The 15673-nt window shown below is 73.1% G+C and carries 12 protein-coding genes; 8 read left to right on the top strand and 4 right to left on the bottom strand.

The window, feature by feature from the left end:
* The first annotated feature begins 27 nt into the window (after positions 1–27).
* The 5 genes from AC6JBM_RS18935 (at position 28) to AC6JBM_RS18915 (ending at position 6323) form a co-directional block, all read left to right on the top strand.
* The gene (locus AC6JBM_RS18935) at positions 28–969 is read left to right on the top strand and encodes a TIGR03621 family F420-dependent LLM class oxidoreductase (protein WP_497984904.1); all 942 of its coding nucleotides are present in this window, start codon (positions 28–30) and stop codon (positions 967–969) included.
* Positions 970–977: 8 nt separating this feature from the next.
* Positions 978–1589, top strand: a complete 612-nt coding sequence (locus AC6JBM_RS18930) for an HAD family hydrolase (RefSeq protein ID WP_497984903.1) — start codon at positions 978–980, stop codon at positions 1587–1589.
* A gap of 17 nt (positions 1590–1606) precedes the next feature.
* Positions 1607–2974 (top strand): condensation domain-containing protein, encoded by a 1368-nt coding sequence (locus AC6JBM_RS18925; RefSeq protein WP_497984902.1) that lies wholly within the window; start codon positions 1607–1609, stop codon positions 2972–2974.
* Between the two features lie 20 nt (positions 2975–2994).
* The gene (locus AC6JBM_RS18920; RefSeq protein ID WP_497984901.1) at positions 2995–4215 is read left to right on the top strand and encodes a cytochrome P450; all 1221 of its coding nucleotides are present in this window, start codon (positions 2995–2997) and stop codon (positions 4213–4215) included.
* A gap of 899 nt (positions 4216–5114) precedes the next feature.
* A complete protein-coding gene (locus tag AC6JBM_RS18915; RefSeq protein ID WP_497984900.1) occupies positions 5115–6323 on the top strand; it encodes an oxygenase MpaB family protein in 1209 nt (402 codons plus the stop codon).
* Positions 6324–6336: 13 nt separating this feature from the next.
* Here the strand turns inward: AC6JBM_RS18915 and AC6JBM_RS18910 are convergent, their stop codons facing one another.
* Positions 6337–7500, bottom strand: a complete 1164-nt coding sequence (locus AC6JBM_RS18910) for a TetR/AcrR family transcriptional regulator (protein ID WP_497984899.1) — start codon at positions 7498–7500, stop codon at positions 6337–6339.
* Positions 7501–7588: 88 nt separating this feature from the next.
* Positions 7589–8779 carry a TetR/AcrR family transcriptional regulator gene (locus AC6JBM_RS18905; RefSeq protein WP_497984898.1) on the bottom strand — a complete coding sequence of 397 codons (1191 nt, stop codon included), beginning with the start codon at positions 8777–8779 and terminating at the stop codon, positions 7589–7591.
* 141 nt (positions 8780–8920) lie between these two features.
* On the opposite strand from AC6JBM_RS18905, the gene AC6JBM_RS18900 reads away from it, so the two are divergent.
* Both AC6JBM_RS18900 and AC6JBM_RS18895 read left to right on the top strand, forming a co-directional pair.
* Positions 8921–10135, top strand: a complete 1215-nt coding sequence (locus tag AC6JBM_RS18900) for an acetyl-CoA C-acetyltransferase (RefSeq protein ID WP_497984897.1) — start codon at positions 8921–8923, stop codon at positions 10133–10135.
* Between the two features lie 9 nt (positions 10136–10144).
* A complete protein-coding gene (locus tag AC6JBM_RS18895; protein ID WP_497984896.1) occupies positions 10145–12256 on the top strand; it encodes a 3-hydroxyacyl-CoA dehydrogenase NAD-binding domain-containing protein in 2112 nt (703 codons plus the stop codon).
* A 15-nt stretch (positions 12257–12271) separates the two neighbouring features.
* Here AC6JBM_RS18895 and AC6JBM_RS18890 read toward each other — a convergent pair whose 3' ends face one another.
* Positions 12272–13423, bottom strand: coding sequence for an acyl-CoA dehydrogenase family protein (locus tag AC6JBM_RS18890; RefSeq protein ID WP_497984895.1), 1152 nt, complete (start codon positions 13421–13423; stop codon positions 12272–12274).
* A gap of 74 nt (positions 13424–13497) precedes the next feature.
* Between AC6JBM_RS18890 and AC6JBM_RS18885 the strand changes: the two genes are divergently transcribed.
* Positions 13498–14988, top strand: coding sequence for an aldehyde dehydrogenase family protein (locus AC6JBM_RS18885; protein ID WP_497984894.1), 1491 nt, complete (start codon positions 13498–13500; stop codon positions 14986–14988).
* 5 nt (positions 14989–14993) lie between these two features.
* Here the strand turns inward: AC6JBM_RS18885 and AC6JBM_RS18880 are convergent, their stop codons facing one another.
* The gene (locus AC6JBM_RS18880; RefSeq protein ID WP_497984893.1) at positions 14994–15671 is read right to left on the bottom strand and encodes a GntR family transcriptional regulator; all 678 of its coding nucleotides are present in this window, start codon (positions 15669–15671) and stop codon (positions 14994–14996) included.
* Positions 15672–15673: the final 2 nt, after the last annotated feature.

Genomic DNA, 15673 nt, shown 5'->3' with positions numbered 1-15673 from the left:
CGCCGGTGGCCCCTCGAAAGGAGCTCCATGAGTATCGATCGTCGATTCCGGTTCGCCGTGCTGGCGAACGAGGTGCCGAGCGCGCAGAGCTGGCGGGAGCAGGCCCGGACCGCCGAGGACCTCGGCTACACCGGCCTGCTCGTGCCGGACCACCTCGGCCGGGAATGGGGACCGCTGGTGTCCCTCGCGACCGCGGCCGAGGCGACCGGGCGGATCGCGCTCGGCACCCTCATGCTCGCGACCGATCTGCGGCATCCGCTGGTGCTGTTCAAGGAACTGGCGACGCTGGCGCAGTTCGCCGGCGAGCGCCTGGAGATCGGCCTCGGCGCGGGATGGCTGGCCCAGGACTACGCACGGGCCGGGATCCCGATGGCACCGGCGGGCGAGCGCATCGACCGGCTCGCCGAGGCGACCACGATCCTCAAGGCACTGTGGCGGGGCGGCTCCCTGGACCATCGGGGAACGCACTACACGCTCACCGGGGCCGTGGCCGAGCCCGCACCGCCGGCTGCCCCGGCCGTGAAGTGGGTGCTGGGCGGCGGCGGCCGCAGGATGCTCTCGGTCGCCGCCGAGCACGCCGACATCATCAACGTCAGCGCGCGGCTCGCCGCCGCGGAACGCGGACCGTCGTTCTTCGCCTCGGCGCGGCTGGCCGACTTCGACCGCCGGTACGACTGGATCCGGTCCCTGACGCAGAGCCGGTTCGACGACATCGAGATCCAGTGCCTCGCGCAGGTCTGTGCCGTCACCGCGGACCGCGACCGCTACGGGCAGCGGGTCCTCGCGCGCGCGTTCGGCATGGACGCGGCGGACGCCCTCGACTCGCCGCTGGCGCTCGTCGGCTCCGTCGACGAGATCTGCGACCGGCTCGAGCGCCTGCGGGAGCGGCTCGCGATGAGCTACTGGGTGCTCCCCGCGGCGCAGCTCAAGCCCTTCGCCGACGTGGTCGAGCGACTGACCGGAACGTGAGCCGGCCGGTGACTGCCCCAATCGAGCCGCCGCCGAGCGGCATCATCTTCGATCTGGACGGCACGCTGGTCGACTCGCTCGACCTGCACCGGCGGGCCCTGGGCGCCGCCGCGGCCGCGGCCGGGCGGGCCGAGCCGAACGCGGCCCGCGTCTTCATGGCGCAGCGTGCGACGGACATCGGTACCGTGGCCGCCTTGGTCGGCGACGCGGACCTGGACACCGCGTGGCGCGCCTACCACGACGCCTTCCTCGAGCTGATGCCCGGCAGCGGGCTGCGGCCGACGGCCCGCACCCCGGACGTCCTGCGGCGGCTGGGCGAGGCCGGCATCGCGGTGGGCATCTGCACCGGACGGACCCGCGAGCTGGCCGCGGCGCTGCTGCGCTACTGCGGTCTGGACCTCGACCTGACCGTGGCCCGCGAGGACGTCACCGCGCCCAAACCGGCGCCCGACGGGCTACGGCTGGCCGTCGACCGGCTCGGGCTCGATCCGGGGACCACGCTGTTCGTCGGCGACAGCGCGGCCGACCGGGCCGCGGGTGAGGCGTGCGGAATCCGCACGGTGCTGGTCCCGGTGGCGGCCGTGCCCGGACTCGTGTGGCCGCAACTCGTCTGGCCGTAGCCATGGGAAGGACTCGAATGGCGGTACATTTCAACGCCGAAGGCGCCGGGCCGGGTCCCCTCACCTGGGGCCAGCTCGCCATCTGGGAGGTCCTGCGCTGGCTGCCGGCCGACGACGCCTCGCTCAACATCACCGGCTCGTGCGCCGTTCCCGCCGGCGTGGCGCTGCCGCAGGTGCTGGCCGCCGTCGGTGCGCTCGTGGAGCGGCACGACTCGCTGCGCAGCCGCTACTTCGACACGCCGGACGGGCCACGGCAACAGGTGCGGGACCGCGGCGAGCTGGCGGTGCCGGCGCACGACATCGGGGCGGGCTCCCTCGACGACGCCGTGGCCCACCACCTGCGCATCATGCGGGCCGGGCACTTCGACGACGCGGTCGACCTGCCGCTGCGGGTGGCAGTGCTGACCGACGCGGGCCGCCCGGTCAGGGTGCTGATGGTGGTCAGCCACATGGCGGTCGACGGCTGGAGCTACCAGATCCTGCTGCGGGACCTGGCGGCGCTGCTCGCCGGCGAGACGCTCGGGCCGGTGGGGCAGCAGCCGTTGCAACGCGCCGCCTTCGAGGCGTCCGAGCCGGGCCGGCGCCGCGAGGCCAGGACGCTCGCCTACTGGGCCGAGCGGCTGGCCGGCACCGGCGACCGCATGATGCGCAACGCCAGTGCCGATCCGGTTCCGAAGCTCGCGTGGGCGGAGATCCTGTCACCGGCGCTGGCCGCGGCGACCCTGTCGTTGTCGGCCCGCTACGCCGTCAGACCGTCGGCCATCGCGATGGCCGCCACGGCGGTCGCGCTGACCGAATGGACCGGCCAGCCCGACGTGTCGATCCGCACGATCGTCGCCACCCGCTTCCAGCCGGAGAGCCGCGACATGGTGGCCGCGTTCAACCAGAACGCCCTGTTCCACCTGCCCGTCCGCGAGGAGGGGCGCGACGCGCTGTTCCGCCGGGCCGGGGACGCGGCCATGCGCGCCTACCGCAACAGCGAGTGCGACCCCCGCAAGCTCGGCGCGGTCATCGACGCCATCGCGGCCGAGCGCGACATCGTCGGCCGCGGGTACTGCTTCTTCAACGACGTGCGGTTCGCCCGCGAGGGCCGGGTCGTCGTCGACATCGACGCCGCGGACGAGGCGGCCCGGCGGGTGCCCGCCCTGCTGCACCTGACGCGGGTGTCGGAGGTCCAGCGGCCGAGAACGCCGAAGGACGCCAATTTCTTCTTGTACCTCAACGAGATCGGCGACCGCGCGGACCTCACGCTCTGCGTCCGCGAGGGCTTCCTCGGCGCCGCAACGCCCGCCGATTTCCTCAGAAGCCTGGAGCGCACCGTGCTGGACGCCGCGCTCGACCCGCAGTACACGGTGCGGCAACCGACCTGGACCCACGACCGCTGATCAACCGGAGGTGTACGCACATGCAACTGGCCCAGCACGAGACGGCAGGCTGCCCGATCGTCTTCCCCGCGGAGCGCGACAACCCGTTCACGCCACCGGCGGCCTACCGCGACGGCGCACCGGACGGCCGGCCGCGGAAGGTCACGCTCGCCTACGGCGGTGAGGCCTGGCTCATCACACGCTACCGGGACATCAGGGCGCTGCTCGCCGACGACTCGCTGCTCAGCGCGGACGGCACCCGGGACGGTTTCCCCGCGGTCCCGCTGTCCTACCGCGACCCGCGGCCCGGGGTGTTCGTCAACATGGACTCGCCCGAGCACACCCGGCTGCGGCGGTTCCTCGCCCACGAGTTCAGCGCCTCCGCCGTCGAGGCCCGCCGACCCGCCGTGCAGGAACAGGTCGACCGCCTGCTCGGCGCGTTCATCGAGCGCGGGCCGGGCGGCGACCTGGTCGAGGGCTTCGCCGACGTGCTGCCCCGCCACGTCTCGGCGAACCTCTTCGGCGTGCGCGGCGACGACAGCGGCTTCGTCGAGCAGTGCAGCCGCGCGCGGGCGACGCACGACGGCTCGGCGGCGCGGCGGCACGCGTCGGGCCAGAAGATGCGCCGGGTCCTCGGCGACCTCGTCGCCAGCAAGATCGACGAGCCGACCGACGACCTGCTCGGCCGGCTCGTCGCGGGCGCTGTCGCATCGGGCGACCTCGAGGTCGAGGAGCTCGTGGGGATGGCCACCCTGTTGCTGGCCGCCAGCCTCGAGGCGACGTCGTGCCTGATCAGCCTGACGACGTTCTCGCTGCTGCGCGACCCGGAGCAGGGCGCGCTCGTCCGCAGCGACCCGGCCCGCTGGATCCGCCCGGCCGTCGACGAGACGCTGCGCTACTGGACCATCATCCAGCACGGCCCGATCCGCGCGGCCAAGGTCGACATCACCATCGACGGCGAAGTGATCCGCGCCGGCGAGTCGGTCGTGCTGCACCTGCACTCGGCGAACTGGGACAGCGCCGTCTACCCCGACCCGGAGGTCTTCGACATCCGCCGCGTCGGCGCGCCCCACCTCTCCTTCGGCCACGGCGTGCACCGGTGCCTCGGCGCGGGCCTGGGACAGCTGGAGGCCTGCACGGCCGTGGAAGCGATCTTCACACGGCTGCCGGACCTGCGGCTGTCCGTGCCCGTCGAGGAGGTCACCTTCCGGGAGACCCAGGACCTGCTCTACGGCTTGCGGAGCCTGCCGGTCACCTGGTGAGCGTCGCGTCGGTCATCGGCCGCGGCCGCCTTCGCCAGGCCGGCCGCGGCTTGTCACCGGCTCAGCCGGGCCGGCCGGGCCGAACGCCCATGCGAGGCCGCCCCTGCGGCTGACCTGCCGATGACGACCGGCGAGCTTTTCGAGGAGCTGTTCCTCGCGGACCACAACCGCGTCATGGTCGCGGCTCGGCATCCCGACCCGCGGGTGCGTCACTTCGCGGCGCCCTACGCGGGGCGAGATGACCTGCGGTTCATGCTGTGCGACCCGGAGCCGGAGGTCGCCGCGGCCTCGGCCATCGCGGAGCGCGAACGGCCATGGCGCCGGCCGACCTGCCCGATCGACACTGCCATGCAATCCGCGGCTGCGCCGCCGGGTCGCACGGCGCCCGGATCTGCCTGCCGGGTTGGTCGACCAACTCGGCGTCGACCCCGACCATGCATCACCCCGATGCACGGCGACGACTGGTGGCCGTCCGCGATCCTGACGCGGACCCGGCGGTGATCGACCACCTGACCACCGACCCCCATCCATGGATCCGCAAGGTGATGGCCCGGTGTCCACGCCTGCCCGCCGATCGGCTCACTGGCCTGCTCGACCACCCCGGACTCGCCGCGGATGCCGCCGCCGACCCGTCGCTCGACCGGAGATCGGTCACCGACCGCGATCGCACCATCCGCGCATGCCCACCCGGCGCCGTCGCGAGGCGCGGCAGCGGGTTGCCGCGATCATGCTCCTTCCCGCGCGGGTGTCCCGCCGTCGAATGTGCCGCTTGCCTCCGCAGTCACGCTCCTCTATGTTAATAGAAAATCACATGGCCGGACGGTTCGAAATCTGCTCGTATCGCCTCCACACCCCAGTGTTCATGGCGATGTCCGGCCGACCGGGAAGTAGGCGAGCGAATGCAAAATCTCAGCAGAAGACGAGCGCTGACCCTCGGTGCCGCGCTGGGGCTGGTGGGTGCGCTGCCACCCGCCACGGCGTGGGCGTGGTCGTCCGCCAACTCGATCGCCGGGACCGACACGGTCACCGACCCATGGGACGTGTGGGACGACGCCACCGACCCGCTGGTCGCCTCGCTGCTCGACAACGGCCAGATCCCGGCCGTCAACACCGCGTTCCAGTCGTGGGTCAACAACGGCGACCAGCTCCCCGCCGGGCTGCCCGCCACGCTCGTCACCTACCTGCAGCAGGTCAACCGGCTGCCCTCGTGGGCCGACACGACCAAGCTGGCCGCCGCCGCCAAGTTCAACAAGCGCATGAGCCTGTACCTGTTCCTGCTGTACGGCCTGGGCAGCGGGATCATGAGCACCGTGATCCCGCGGGAGGCCCGCAACGTCTACTACTCGGCGGGCGGCGCCGACATGAAGTCCCGCGCGGCCAAGACGTTCACCTACGGCTACGACCTGAGTGCACCGGACGCCTTCCTGCCGACGGGGCACTTCATCACCACGTCCAACAAGACAAGACTGACCCACGCGGCGGTACGTCACCTGCTGCCCCAGTCGCCGGCGTGGCGGGCGGTCACCGACAACCCGATCCCCATCAGCAACGGGGACATCCTGATCACGTTCCACAGCCTCGGCACCTTCGTCCACCGCAAGCTGAAGTCCTGGGGCATCCGGATGTCGGCCGCGGAAGAGGCCGCCTATCTGCACCAGTGGCAGGTCGGGCTGCACCTGCTGGGCGTGCGGGACGACTTCATCCCGGCGACCTGGGCCGCCGCGGACGCGCAGTCGAACTACGTGCTGACGCCGCTGCTCGCCCCGACGCCCGAGGGCATCCAGCTGGCCAACATCCTGCTCGGGCTGGTCTCGCAGGTCGACGGGGGGCTCACGCTGGGGATTCAGCGGGAGTTCGTGCGGTACGTGCTCAGCGACAAGATCGGCGACTGGCTGAGGCTGCCGCGCGACCTGGTGGCCCGGGGGCTGATCGAGGTCGGCTGGCCGGCGTACGTCGCGTTCCAGGAGGGGCTCTCGCCGATCGTGCCCGCCGGGTTCGACGTGATCGACAAGCTCGTGCGCGCCATCGCCATGCTGTTCCTCAACAACGGCACCTCGGCGAGCTACACCCCCATCACCATCCCGACCGGGAACCGGCCCGGCGCCTGAGCCGGCCGCGTGCTCACAGGGTCAGCGCGGCGGTGACCAGGCCGGTCACCATGTCCCGGTGGCCGGGCGCGTCCTGCCAGCGCAGGGCGCGCCCGGCCTCCACCACCACGCCGAATCCCGCGTGCACCAGCAGCCGGGCCTGGCGCGGGTCCAGCTCCGGGCGGACCGCTCGCAGTTGCTGCTCCCAGACGGCGATGTGCTCACGCTGGGCCAGGATCAGCGGCCGCTGCACGTCGGCCGGCAATCCCGCGACCTCGGCCTCGGCGACGCTGGTGAGCGCGTTGTGCTCGAAGCAGTAGGCCACGTACGCCGCGGCCAGCGCGACCACGGCCTGCCGCGGATCGGTCGCCTGGTGCAGGCTGCGCTCGACGGCCTGGGCGAGCAGCCCCGCCGCCTGCAGACACGCGGCGACCAGGATGTCGACCTTGCCGGGATAGTGGCGGTAGAGCGCGGACGGTGTGAGCCCGACGGCCTGCGCGATCTGGGCGTTGGTCACGTTGGCGAAGCCCTCCCGCGCGAACAGCGGGATCGCCGCGGCCAGGATCTGCGCCCGCCGCGTGCGCGGCACGGGCTGGCCGGGCAGCTCGACCAGGTGGGCACTGCGCGCGGCCCCCGCCGGATCGGTGCCGACCACGCGCATTGCGGAGTCCAGCAGCAGCTCCTCGATCCGCCGCTGGGCGATCGAGGTGTGGTGCATCGTGATGGAGCCGATGGCGCCGAGGGCGGCCACGGCTCGCAGACGTTCGTCCGGCAGCGGGTGCTCGCGCCGCACGAGCTCGGTCACTCGCCCCACGACGTGCGCGAACTTCCCGCGCAGCACCCGGCGGTCGGCGCGCTCGAGATAGCGGGCCTCCCACCGGTAGAGCCCGCCCGAGGTGCGGTGTGCGACCGTGACGCGGATCAGGGCGGCGAGCACGTCCGGCAGCGCCGCGTCGGGCGGCCACTCGTCAAGCACCTCGACCAGCTCGTCCACCATGCCGTTGGCGCACTCGGCGAACAGCGCGTACTTGTTCGGGAAGTGCCGGTACAACGCCGGCGCGCTGATGCCCACCCCGGCGGCGATCTCCTCCATCGACGCGGCGTGATAGCCGCGCGCGCTGAACACCTGGCCGGCCGCCTCGACGATGATCTGCCTGCGGTTGTGCGGCCGGGTGGCCGCCGCCGAACCGGCGGTCACCGGATCACTCGAGCGGGCGGGGGCGCGCACAGGGCCATACGTGCTAGTCAAGCACAGCCCCGCCGCCATGGTGATCAACGGCCGGTGGTCAGGCGTGCAGGACCGCGAGGGCGAGGCGGGACGTCTGGGCGTCGAAGCCGGAGGTGCGCTCGAATCGGCCGAGCCGTCCGATGTCGGTGACGACGTTGAGCGCGGCGTGCACGAGCACCCGGGCGTCGGCGACCGGCAGCTCCGGGCGCACGGTGCCGAGCAGGCGCACCCACTCCTCGACGTGCTGGCGCTGGGCGCCGCGCAGCTGATGGCGGTCCTCGTCGGGCAGGTTGTTGTTCTCCGCGAGGTACACCGCGACGAGGTCGCGCTGGCCGAACGCGAAGGCGACGTAGGCCCGCACGACGCGGTGCAGGGCGTCGGCCGGGTCGGCGGCCTCGGCGAGGGCCGCGGTCGTCGCGGCGGTGAGGCGGTCGGTCGCGCGGTAGTAGGCGGCCGCGAGCAGGTCGGCCTTGCTGGGGAAGTAGCGGTACACGCTGGAGGCCTGCATGCCGGCGGCGCGCCCGATGTCCTCGACGCCGACGGCGTGGTAGCCGTGCCGGTGGAACAGCCGGATCGCCTCGAGGAGCAGCAGCTCGCGGCGGGAGGAGGGGCGGACCGGCGGCGCGGGCGGGTCGGCGGGCGGCGCGGGCGGCCGCCGCGGCGGGTCGGCCCGCAGGAGCGTCCAGGCGACGCGGGTGAGCAGTTCCTCGGTGTCGGCGGCCGTGGCGCGGTGGGTGGTCACGCTGCCGAGGGCGCTCAGCGCGGCGTCGACCAGCAGCTGCGCCGGTGCCTCGGCCAGTCGCGGCCGAATCGTGCGCAGCGGGGTGGTGAGGCGGCCGACGAGCGTGTCGAGTCCGGCCTGGAACTCCTGGCGGTGCTCCGGGGTGAGGTAGCGGCCCTCCCACTGGTAGAGCCCGGCGACGCGGCGCTTGGCCACGGCGACCGCGGCCAGCGCGCGGAGCAGTTCGTCCAGGACGCCCTCGGCGGTGGTCGCCTGCGGCTCGGCGGACGCCTGGAGCAGGGCGCCGACGACGTCGCGGGTGGCGTGCACGAGGATCGCGTACTTGTTCGCGAAGTGGCGGTACACGGCCGGGCCGCTGATGCCGACGACCGCGGCGATCTCGTCGACCGAGACCCGGTGGTAGCCGCGCTCGCAGAACAGTTCGGCGCCGGCCAGCGCGATGCGGTCTTTGCGGTCCTTCGGGCGCTTCGTCGCCGTCGGGCCGACCCCGCTCGCTGCTGGCTGCACCCGTACAGGTTAGCGCCACCTCGCAGCGGTGACGTCGGCGACCTGCGTGCGCCGTGCGGCCGGACGCCTTGACAGCCGTGCGGCGCCTCGGAGAAAGTTAGGCGCGATTCGCATTCGGGTGAGCGACGAGGAGCCGGCGCCATGACGACCGAGGCGTACATCTACGACGCGCTGCGCACCCCGCGCGGCCGCGGCAAGGCGACCGGATCACTGCACGGAGTGAAGCCGGTTTCGCTCATCACCGGGCTCATCGAGCAGGCGCTGCGGCGGATGCCCGGCCTCGACCCGGGCCGCATCGACGACGTCGTGCTCGGCGTGGTCTCCCCGCTGGGCGATCAGGGCGCCGACATCGCCAAGACGGCCGCCCTCGCCGCCGGCCTGCCCGACACGGTGGCCGGGGTCCAGCTGAACCGGTTCTGCGCCTCCGGCCTGGAGGCGGTGAACATCGCCGCGCAGAAGGTGCGATCGGGCTGGGAGGACCTGGTGCTCGCCGGTGGCGTCGAGTCGATGTCACGGGTGCCGATGGGCTCCGACGGGGGAGCGTGGGCGCTGGACCCGGAGACCAACTACACCACCGGCTTCGTGCCGCAGGGCGTCGGCGCGGACCTCATCGCGACCATCGACGGCCTCGGCCGCGAGGCCGTCGACGGCTACGCCCTGCAGTCGCAGGCCCGGGCCGCGAAGGCGTGGGCCAACGGCTACTTCGCCCGGTCCGTGGTGCCCGTCCGCGACCGCAACGGGCTCGTCGTGCTCGACCGCGACGAGCACCTCCGCCCGGACTCCACCATGGAGGGCCTGGCCGCCCTGCCGGCGTCGTTCGCCGCCATCGGTGACCTCGGCGGGTTCGATGCCGTGGCGCTGCAGCAGTACCACTGGATCGAACGCATCGACCACGTGCACACGGCCGGCAACTCCTCCGGCATCGTCGACGGCGCCGCGCTGGTCGTCGTCGGCAGCGAGGCGGCCGGCCGCGATGCGGGCCTGACACCGCGGGCCCGGATCCGGGCGACCGCGGTGAGCGGCGCCGACCCCACGATCATGCTGACCGGTCCGGCCCCGGCCGCCCGCAAGGCGCTGGCCAAGGCCGGTCTGGACGCCGCCGATCTGGACCTGGTCGAGATCAACGAGGCGTTCGCCGCCGTCGTCCTGCGCTTCGTCGCCGACCTGGACCTGAGCCTGGACATCGTCAACGTCAACGGCGGTGCCATCGCCATGGGCCACCCGCTCGGCGCCACCGGCGCCATGATCCTCGGCACGCTCGTCGACGAGCTGGAGCGCCGCGGCGGGCGGTACGGGCTCGCCACGCTCTGCGTCGGCGGCGGCATGGGCATCGCGACCGTCATCGAACGAATCTGAGGAGCGCGCATGGTCGGCACCATCCGGTGGGAGGACGGCGAGGACGGGATCGTCCTGCTCACCCTCGACCACCCGGGACGTTCGGCGAACGTCATGAACGCCGAGTTCACCGCGAGTCTCGTGAGCACCGTGGACCGGCTGGAGGCCGAGCGCGACCGGATCGCGGGCGTGATCATCACCTCCGCGAAGACGACCTTCTTCGCCGGCGGTGACCTCGAGTCCCTGGTGCGGCTGACCCCGGCCGACGCCGCGGCCGTCGAGGCCGACACCCACCGGCTCAAGCGGGCCGTGCGGCGGCTGGAGACGCTCGGCCGGCCGGTCGTCGCGGCCATCAACGGTTCGGCCCTCGGAGGCGGGCTCGAGCTGGCGCTGGGATGCCACCACCGCATCGCGCTCGACGACCCCGCCGTCGAGATCGGGTTCCCGGAGGTCACCCTCGGCCTGCTGCCCGGCTGCGGTGGCGTCGTGCGCAGCGTCCGGCTGCTGGGCATCGCCGACGCGCTCGGCAACTGGCTGCTGCGCGGCCAGCGGCACCGGCCGCCGGCCGCGCGCACCCACGGGCTCGTCGACGAGCTCGCCCCCGATCCGGTCGCCCTGCTCGCCGCCGCCCGCGCCTGGATCGCGGCGAACCCGGACGCCACGCAGCCGTACGACCGCAAGGGCTACCGGATTCCCGGCGGCACCCCGGCCACCCCGGCGCTCGCCGCCCAGCTGCCGGCGCTGCCCGCGACCCTGCGCAAGCATCTCAAGGGCGCGCCCTACCCCGCGCCGCGCAACATCCTCGCCGCCGCGGTCGAGGGCGCGCAGGTCGACCTGGACACCGCCCTGGTCATCGAGGGTCGCTACTTCATCGAACTGGCCACCGGCCAGATCGCCAAGAACATGATCCAGGCCCTGTTCTTCGACGTGCAGCGGTCCGCCGCCCGGGACCCCGGCGCGGGCCACCCGCCGGCGCGGCACGTCGCCGTCGTCGGGGCCGGCATGATGGGAGCCGCGATCGCCTACGTCTGCGCGAAGGCGGGCCTGGAGGTCGTGCTCAAGGACGTCACGCTCGAGGCCGCGCACAAGGGCAAGGCCTACGCCGAGGGCCGCCGTCACGACCAGGCGCTGCTGGAGCGCATCACCCCGACCGCCGACGTCGCCGACCTCGCCGGCGTCGATGTCGTCATCGAGGCGGTCTTCGAGGACCCGACGCTCAAGCAGCAGGTGTACGCCGAGATCGAGCGGGTCGCACCGGATGCGCTGATCGCCTCCAACACCTCCACCCTGCCCATCAGCCTGCTCGCCGGGACTGTGCGCCGGCCCGAGGACTTCGTCGGCCTGCACTTCTTCTCGCCGGTGGACAAGATGCCGCTGGTCGAGGTCATCCGCGGCGAGCGGACCGCCGACGCGACGGTCCAGCGGGCCCTCGGCGTCGTCCGGCAGCTGCGCAAGACACCCATCGTCGTCAACGACAGCCGGGGCTTCTTCACCAGCCGGGTCATCGGGACGTTCACGAACGAGGGCGTGGCGATGCTCGCCGAGGGCATCCCGGCCGCGACCATCGAGCAGGCCAGCAGCCAGGCCGGATACCCGGCGCCGGTGCTCGCGCTCATGGACGAGCTCACCCTCACCCTGCCCCGCCGGATCCGCCAGGAGACGGCGGCGGCGGTGGTCGCCGCGGGCGGGGCCTGGACACCGCACGCCGCCGACGCCGTCATCGACCGGATGATCGACGGGCACGGACGCCCGGGACGCGCCGGGGGAGCGGGCTTCTACGAGTACCGCGACGGCAGACGGGCCGGCCTCTGGCCGGGGCTGCGCGACGAGTTCGGCGGCGCCAACCTCGGCGTGCCGTTCGAGGATCTCAAGGAGCGGATGCTGTTCGTCGAGGCGATCGAGTCGGTGCGCTGCCTCCAGGAGGGCGTGCTCACCTCGGTCGCCGACGCCAACGTCGGCTCCATCCTGGGCATCGGCTACCCCAGTTGGACCGGGGGCGTGCTGCGGTACATCGATCAGTACGCGGGCGGGCTGCCGGGCTTCGTCGCCCGGGCGCGGGAACTCGCCGAGCGCTACGGCGAACGGTTCGACCCGCCGGCGCTGCTGTGCGCCAAGGCCGAGCGGGGCGAACCGTTCGCGTAGGTCTCGCCCGTGGTGTTACCGCAGCTCGTCGGTCAGGCCGTAGGTCCGGGCGATGATCTCGCGCTGGATCTCGCTGGTGCCGCCGTAGACGGTGGAGACGATGGAGGAGCGCACCAGCCGCTCCATGTCGAACTCGGTGGCGTAGCCGTAGCCGCCCATCATCTGCATCGCGTCCAGGGCGACGCGGCGGGCGGTCTCGGTGGCCTTGAGCTTCGCCATCGAGCTCGCCCGGGGCAGCACCGCGCCCGGCGTGCGGTCGAGTTCGGCGGCGGTGCTGTACACCAGCAGGCGGGCGCATTCGATCTCGGTGGCCAGGTCGGCCAGGCGGTGGCGCAGCACCTGGAACGAGCCGATCGGCCGGCGGAACTGGCGCCGCTGCTTGACGTAGGCCACGACGTCGTCGAAGGCCCGCTGGGCGGTGCCGAGCATGAGGCTGGCCAGGATCAGCCGCTCCATGTTGAGCCCGGCCATCAGCTGCTTCCAGCCCGCGTCGACCTGGCCGACCACGGCGTCGGCGGGCAGGACGCAGTCGGTGAAGTACAGGTCGTTGACCTCCCGGCCGCCCATGGTCTCGATGCCGGCGACGACCAGCCCCGCCGCCGTCGTCGGGACCTGGAACATCGTCAGGCCGGAGTGCTCGCCGGCCCGGCCGGACGTGCGGGCGACGAGCAGGATGTGCTCGGCGAGATGGGCGTTGGAGCACCAGGTCTTCTGCCCGTTGACGACGAACTCGTCGCCGCGGCGCTCGGCCCGGCAGCTCAGGTTGGCCACGTCGGAGCCGGCCTCGGGCTCGGACATCGCGATCGCCTCGACGGCCCCGCGGGCCACGCCGTTGAGGATGAGCTTCTGCTGCTGCGGTGACCCGAAGCGCTCGTAGGTCGCCGCGACGATGATCGACGTGGTGAAGCCGCCGATGGGCGCCATGGCCCGGGAGGTCGCCTCGAGGAAGAGGCACAGGTCGACGATGCCGGCCCCGCCGCCGCCGTGCTCCTCCGGCAGGGAGAGGCCCAGCCAGCCCAGGTCGGCCATCTTGCGGTACAGCTCCGGGCTGTGTGTCTCCCGCCCGCCGTCGGTGAGCTGCTGCCGCTGGGCCCGGCTCCCGGCCTCGCGGCGGCAGAAGTCCTCCACGGCGGCCACCATCGACCGCTGCTCATCGGTCCACTCCACGGCATCCTCCAGTTCCACAAGGGATTGACACGAAGATTAGACTATCGAATATCAAATGTCAGGAGGCCGGTGCGATGACGTCCATCGTTGAACAACCCCGCCGCTTGCACGTCGTCGATCCGGCCACCGGTGAGCCGGCCGGCGACTACGACATCGCCGACGCGGCGCAGGTCGACGCCGCCGTGACCCGGGCGCGCGCCGCGGCGAGCTGGTGGAGCGGCCTGGACGCCCGCCGGCGCGCCCGCCATCTGCTCGCCTTCAAGGCGCTGATCGCGGGCCGGATCGACGAGCTGGCCGGGCTCATCCGGGCCGAGACCGGCAAGCCGATCGCCGGGGCGCAGCTGGAGGTCATGCTGGCCGTCGAGCACCTGGACTGGGCCGCCCGCAACGCCCGGCGGGTGCTGCGGCGCCGCTCCGTGCCGTCCGGGATGCTGGCGTTCAACCAGGCCAGCTCCGTGCAGTACGTGCCCTACGGTGTCGTCGGCGTGATCGGGCCGTGGAACTATCCCGTCTACACCCCGATGGGCTCGATCTCGCACGCCCTCGCGGCCGGCAACGCGGTGGTGTTCAAGCCCAGCGAGTACACCCCGGGCGTCGGCGTGTGGCTGGCCCAGCGCTGGTCCGAGCTCCTGCCCGACCAGCCGGTGCTGCAGGTCGTCACCGGCGACGGCGGCACCGGAGCGGCACTCAGCCGCGCCGCCGTCGACAAGATCGCCTTCACCGGATCGGCGGCCACGGCGCGCGCGGTCATGGCGGCGTGCGCCGAGCGGCTGACCCCGGTCGTGATCGAGGGCGGCGGCAAGGACGCGCTCATCGTGACGGCCGACGCGGACCTGGACGCGGCCGCCGCCGCGGCGGTCTTCGGCGGCCTGGGCAACGCCGGCCAGACCTGCGCCGGGGTCGAGCGCGTCTACGTCGAGCGGGCCGTCCACGAGCCCTTCGTGGCGAAGCTGGCCGGGCTGATGCAGCAGGTCCGGCCGGGCGCCGAGCCGGAGGCGGCGTACGGGCCGATGAGCACCCCCACCCAGGCCGCCATCGTCCAGCGCCACATCAGCGACGCGATCAGCCGCGGCGCGCGGGCGGTGGTCGGCGGCGCCGAGTCGGTGCGGGCGCCGTTCGTCGAGCCGGTGCTGCTGGCCGATGTGCCCGAGGACAGCGCCGCGATCACCGAGGAGACGTTCGGCCCCGTCATCGTGGTGAACCCGGTCGCCGACGCCGACGAGGCGCTGCGCCGGGCGAACGCCAGCGCCTACGGGCTGTCCGGCTCCATCTTCACCCGCCGCCGCGGCCGCGGGCTGGCGCTGGCCGCCGGCCTGCGCGCGGGCGCGGTGTCGGTCAACTCGGTGCTCGGATACGCCGGCGTGCCCTCACTGCCCTTCGGCGGCGTCGGCGACTCCGGCTTCGGGCGCATCCACGGCGCCGACGGCCTGCGCGAGTTCAGCCGGCCGCGATCGGTGACCTGGCAGCGGTTCCGGCCGCCGATCGACCTGATGACCATGCAGCCGGCGGCGTCGGCGATGCGGATGTCGCTGGCCCTGTTCAAGTGGCGTCACGGCCGGCGGTGACCCGCTCACTCGCTCCAGACCCCGAGCCCGTCCAGATGCTTGAGGAGCCGCTCGGCGCCGTCGTTGAAGTGCCGCGCCACGACCGGGCGCACGGCGGCCGGGTCGCGCGCCTCCAGCGCGGCCAGCAACGCCTCGTGGTCGGTGACCATTGCCGCCCGCCACTCGGCGTTGCCCGCGTAGAAACGACTCGGGGTGTACCGCGTGGCCGCCCGCAGCAGCCAGGACAGCTTGCGGGCGTCCGCCAGCCGGTTGATGCTGCGGTGGAACTCGAACTCGAGCTGCTCCACCCGGCTGACCTGCCGGGCGTGGGCGGCCCGGCGCAGCCGCTCGTGCTGCTCACGCAGGTCGGCGAGCTGGGCCGGGGTGATGTCGGCGGCTACCCGGGCGGCGAGCTCGCCGGCGATGTGGCCCTGCACCGCGAAGACGTCGACGATGTCCTGCCGCGAGAGCGGGGCGACGACGTGGCCGCGCCGCGGCTGCAGCTCCACCATGTCCTCCGCGCGCAGCATCAGCAGCGCCTCGCGCACCGGGGTGATGCTCAGCCCGGTCTCCTCCGCGACCTGCTCGAGCCGGATCCGCTCGCCCGCCCGCAGCTGGCCCGACATGATCCGGTCGCGCAGCAGGTTGGCCACCGTCTCGGACAGCTGCGGCTGGGACAGGTCGCCCGTCTTCGTCCGTTCCATCC

The organism is Dactylosporangium thailandense, from assembly GCF_059739745.1.
Note: the sequence above shows the minus strand (reverse complement) of the source record. Positions and strands in the feature narration are given on the sequence as shown.

What these genes read in the sequence shown, in the direction of transcription:
- AC6JBM_RS18920 (WP_497984901.1), top strand. Translation starts at nt 2,995, where the DNA reads ATGCAACTGGCCCAGCACGAGACGGCAGGCTGCCCGATCGTCTTCCCC.
- AC6JBM_RS18895 (WP_497984896.1), top strand. Translation starts at nt 10,145, where the DNA reads ATGGTCGGCACCATCCGGTGGGAGGACGGCGAGGACGGGATCGTCCTG.
- AC6JBM_RS18935 (WP_497984904.1), top strand. Translation starts at nt 28, where the DNA reads ATGAGTATCGATCGTCGATTCCGGTTCGCCGTGCTGGCGAACGAGGTG.
- AC6JBM_RS18885 (WP_497984894.1), top strand. Translation starts at nt 13,498, where the DNA reads ATGACGTCCATCGTTGAACAACCCCGCCGCTTGCACGTCGTCGATCCG.
- AC6JBM_RS18900 (WP_497984897.1), top strand. Translation starts at nt 8,921, where the DNA reads ATGACGACCGAGGCGTACATCTACGACGCGCTGCGCACCCCGCGCGGC.
- AC6JBM_RS18915 (WP_497984900.1), top strand. Translation starts at nt 5,115, where the DNA reads ATGCAAAATCTCAGCAGAAGACGAGCGCTGACCCTCGGTGCCGCGCTG.
- AC6JBM_RS18925 (WP_497984902.1), top strand. Translation starts at nt 1,607, where the DNA reads ATGGCGGTACATTTCAACGCCGAAGGCGCCGGGCCGGGTCCCCTCACC.
- AC6JBM_RS18880 (WP_497984893.1), bottom strand. Translation starts at nt 15,671, where the DNA reads ATGGAACGGACGAAGACGGGCGACCTGTCCCAGCCGCAGCTGTCCGAG.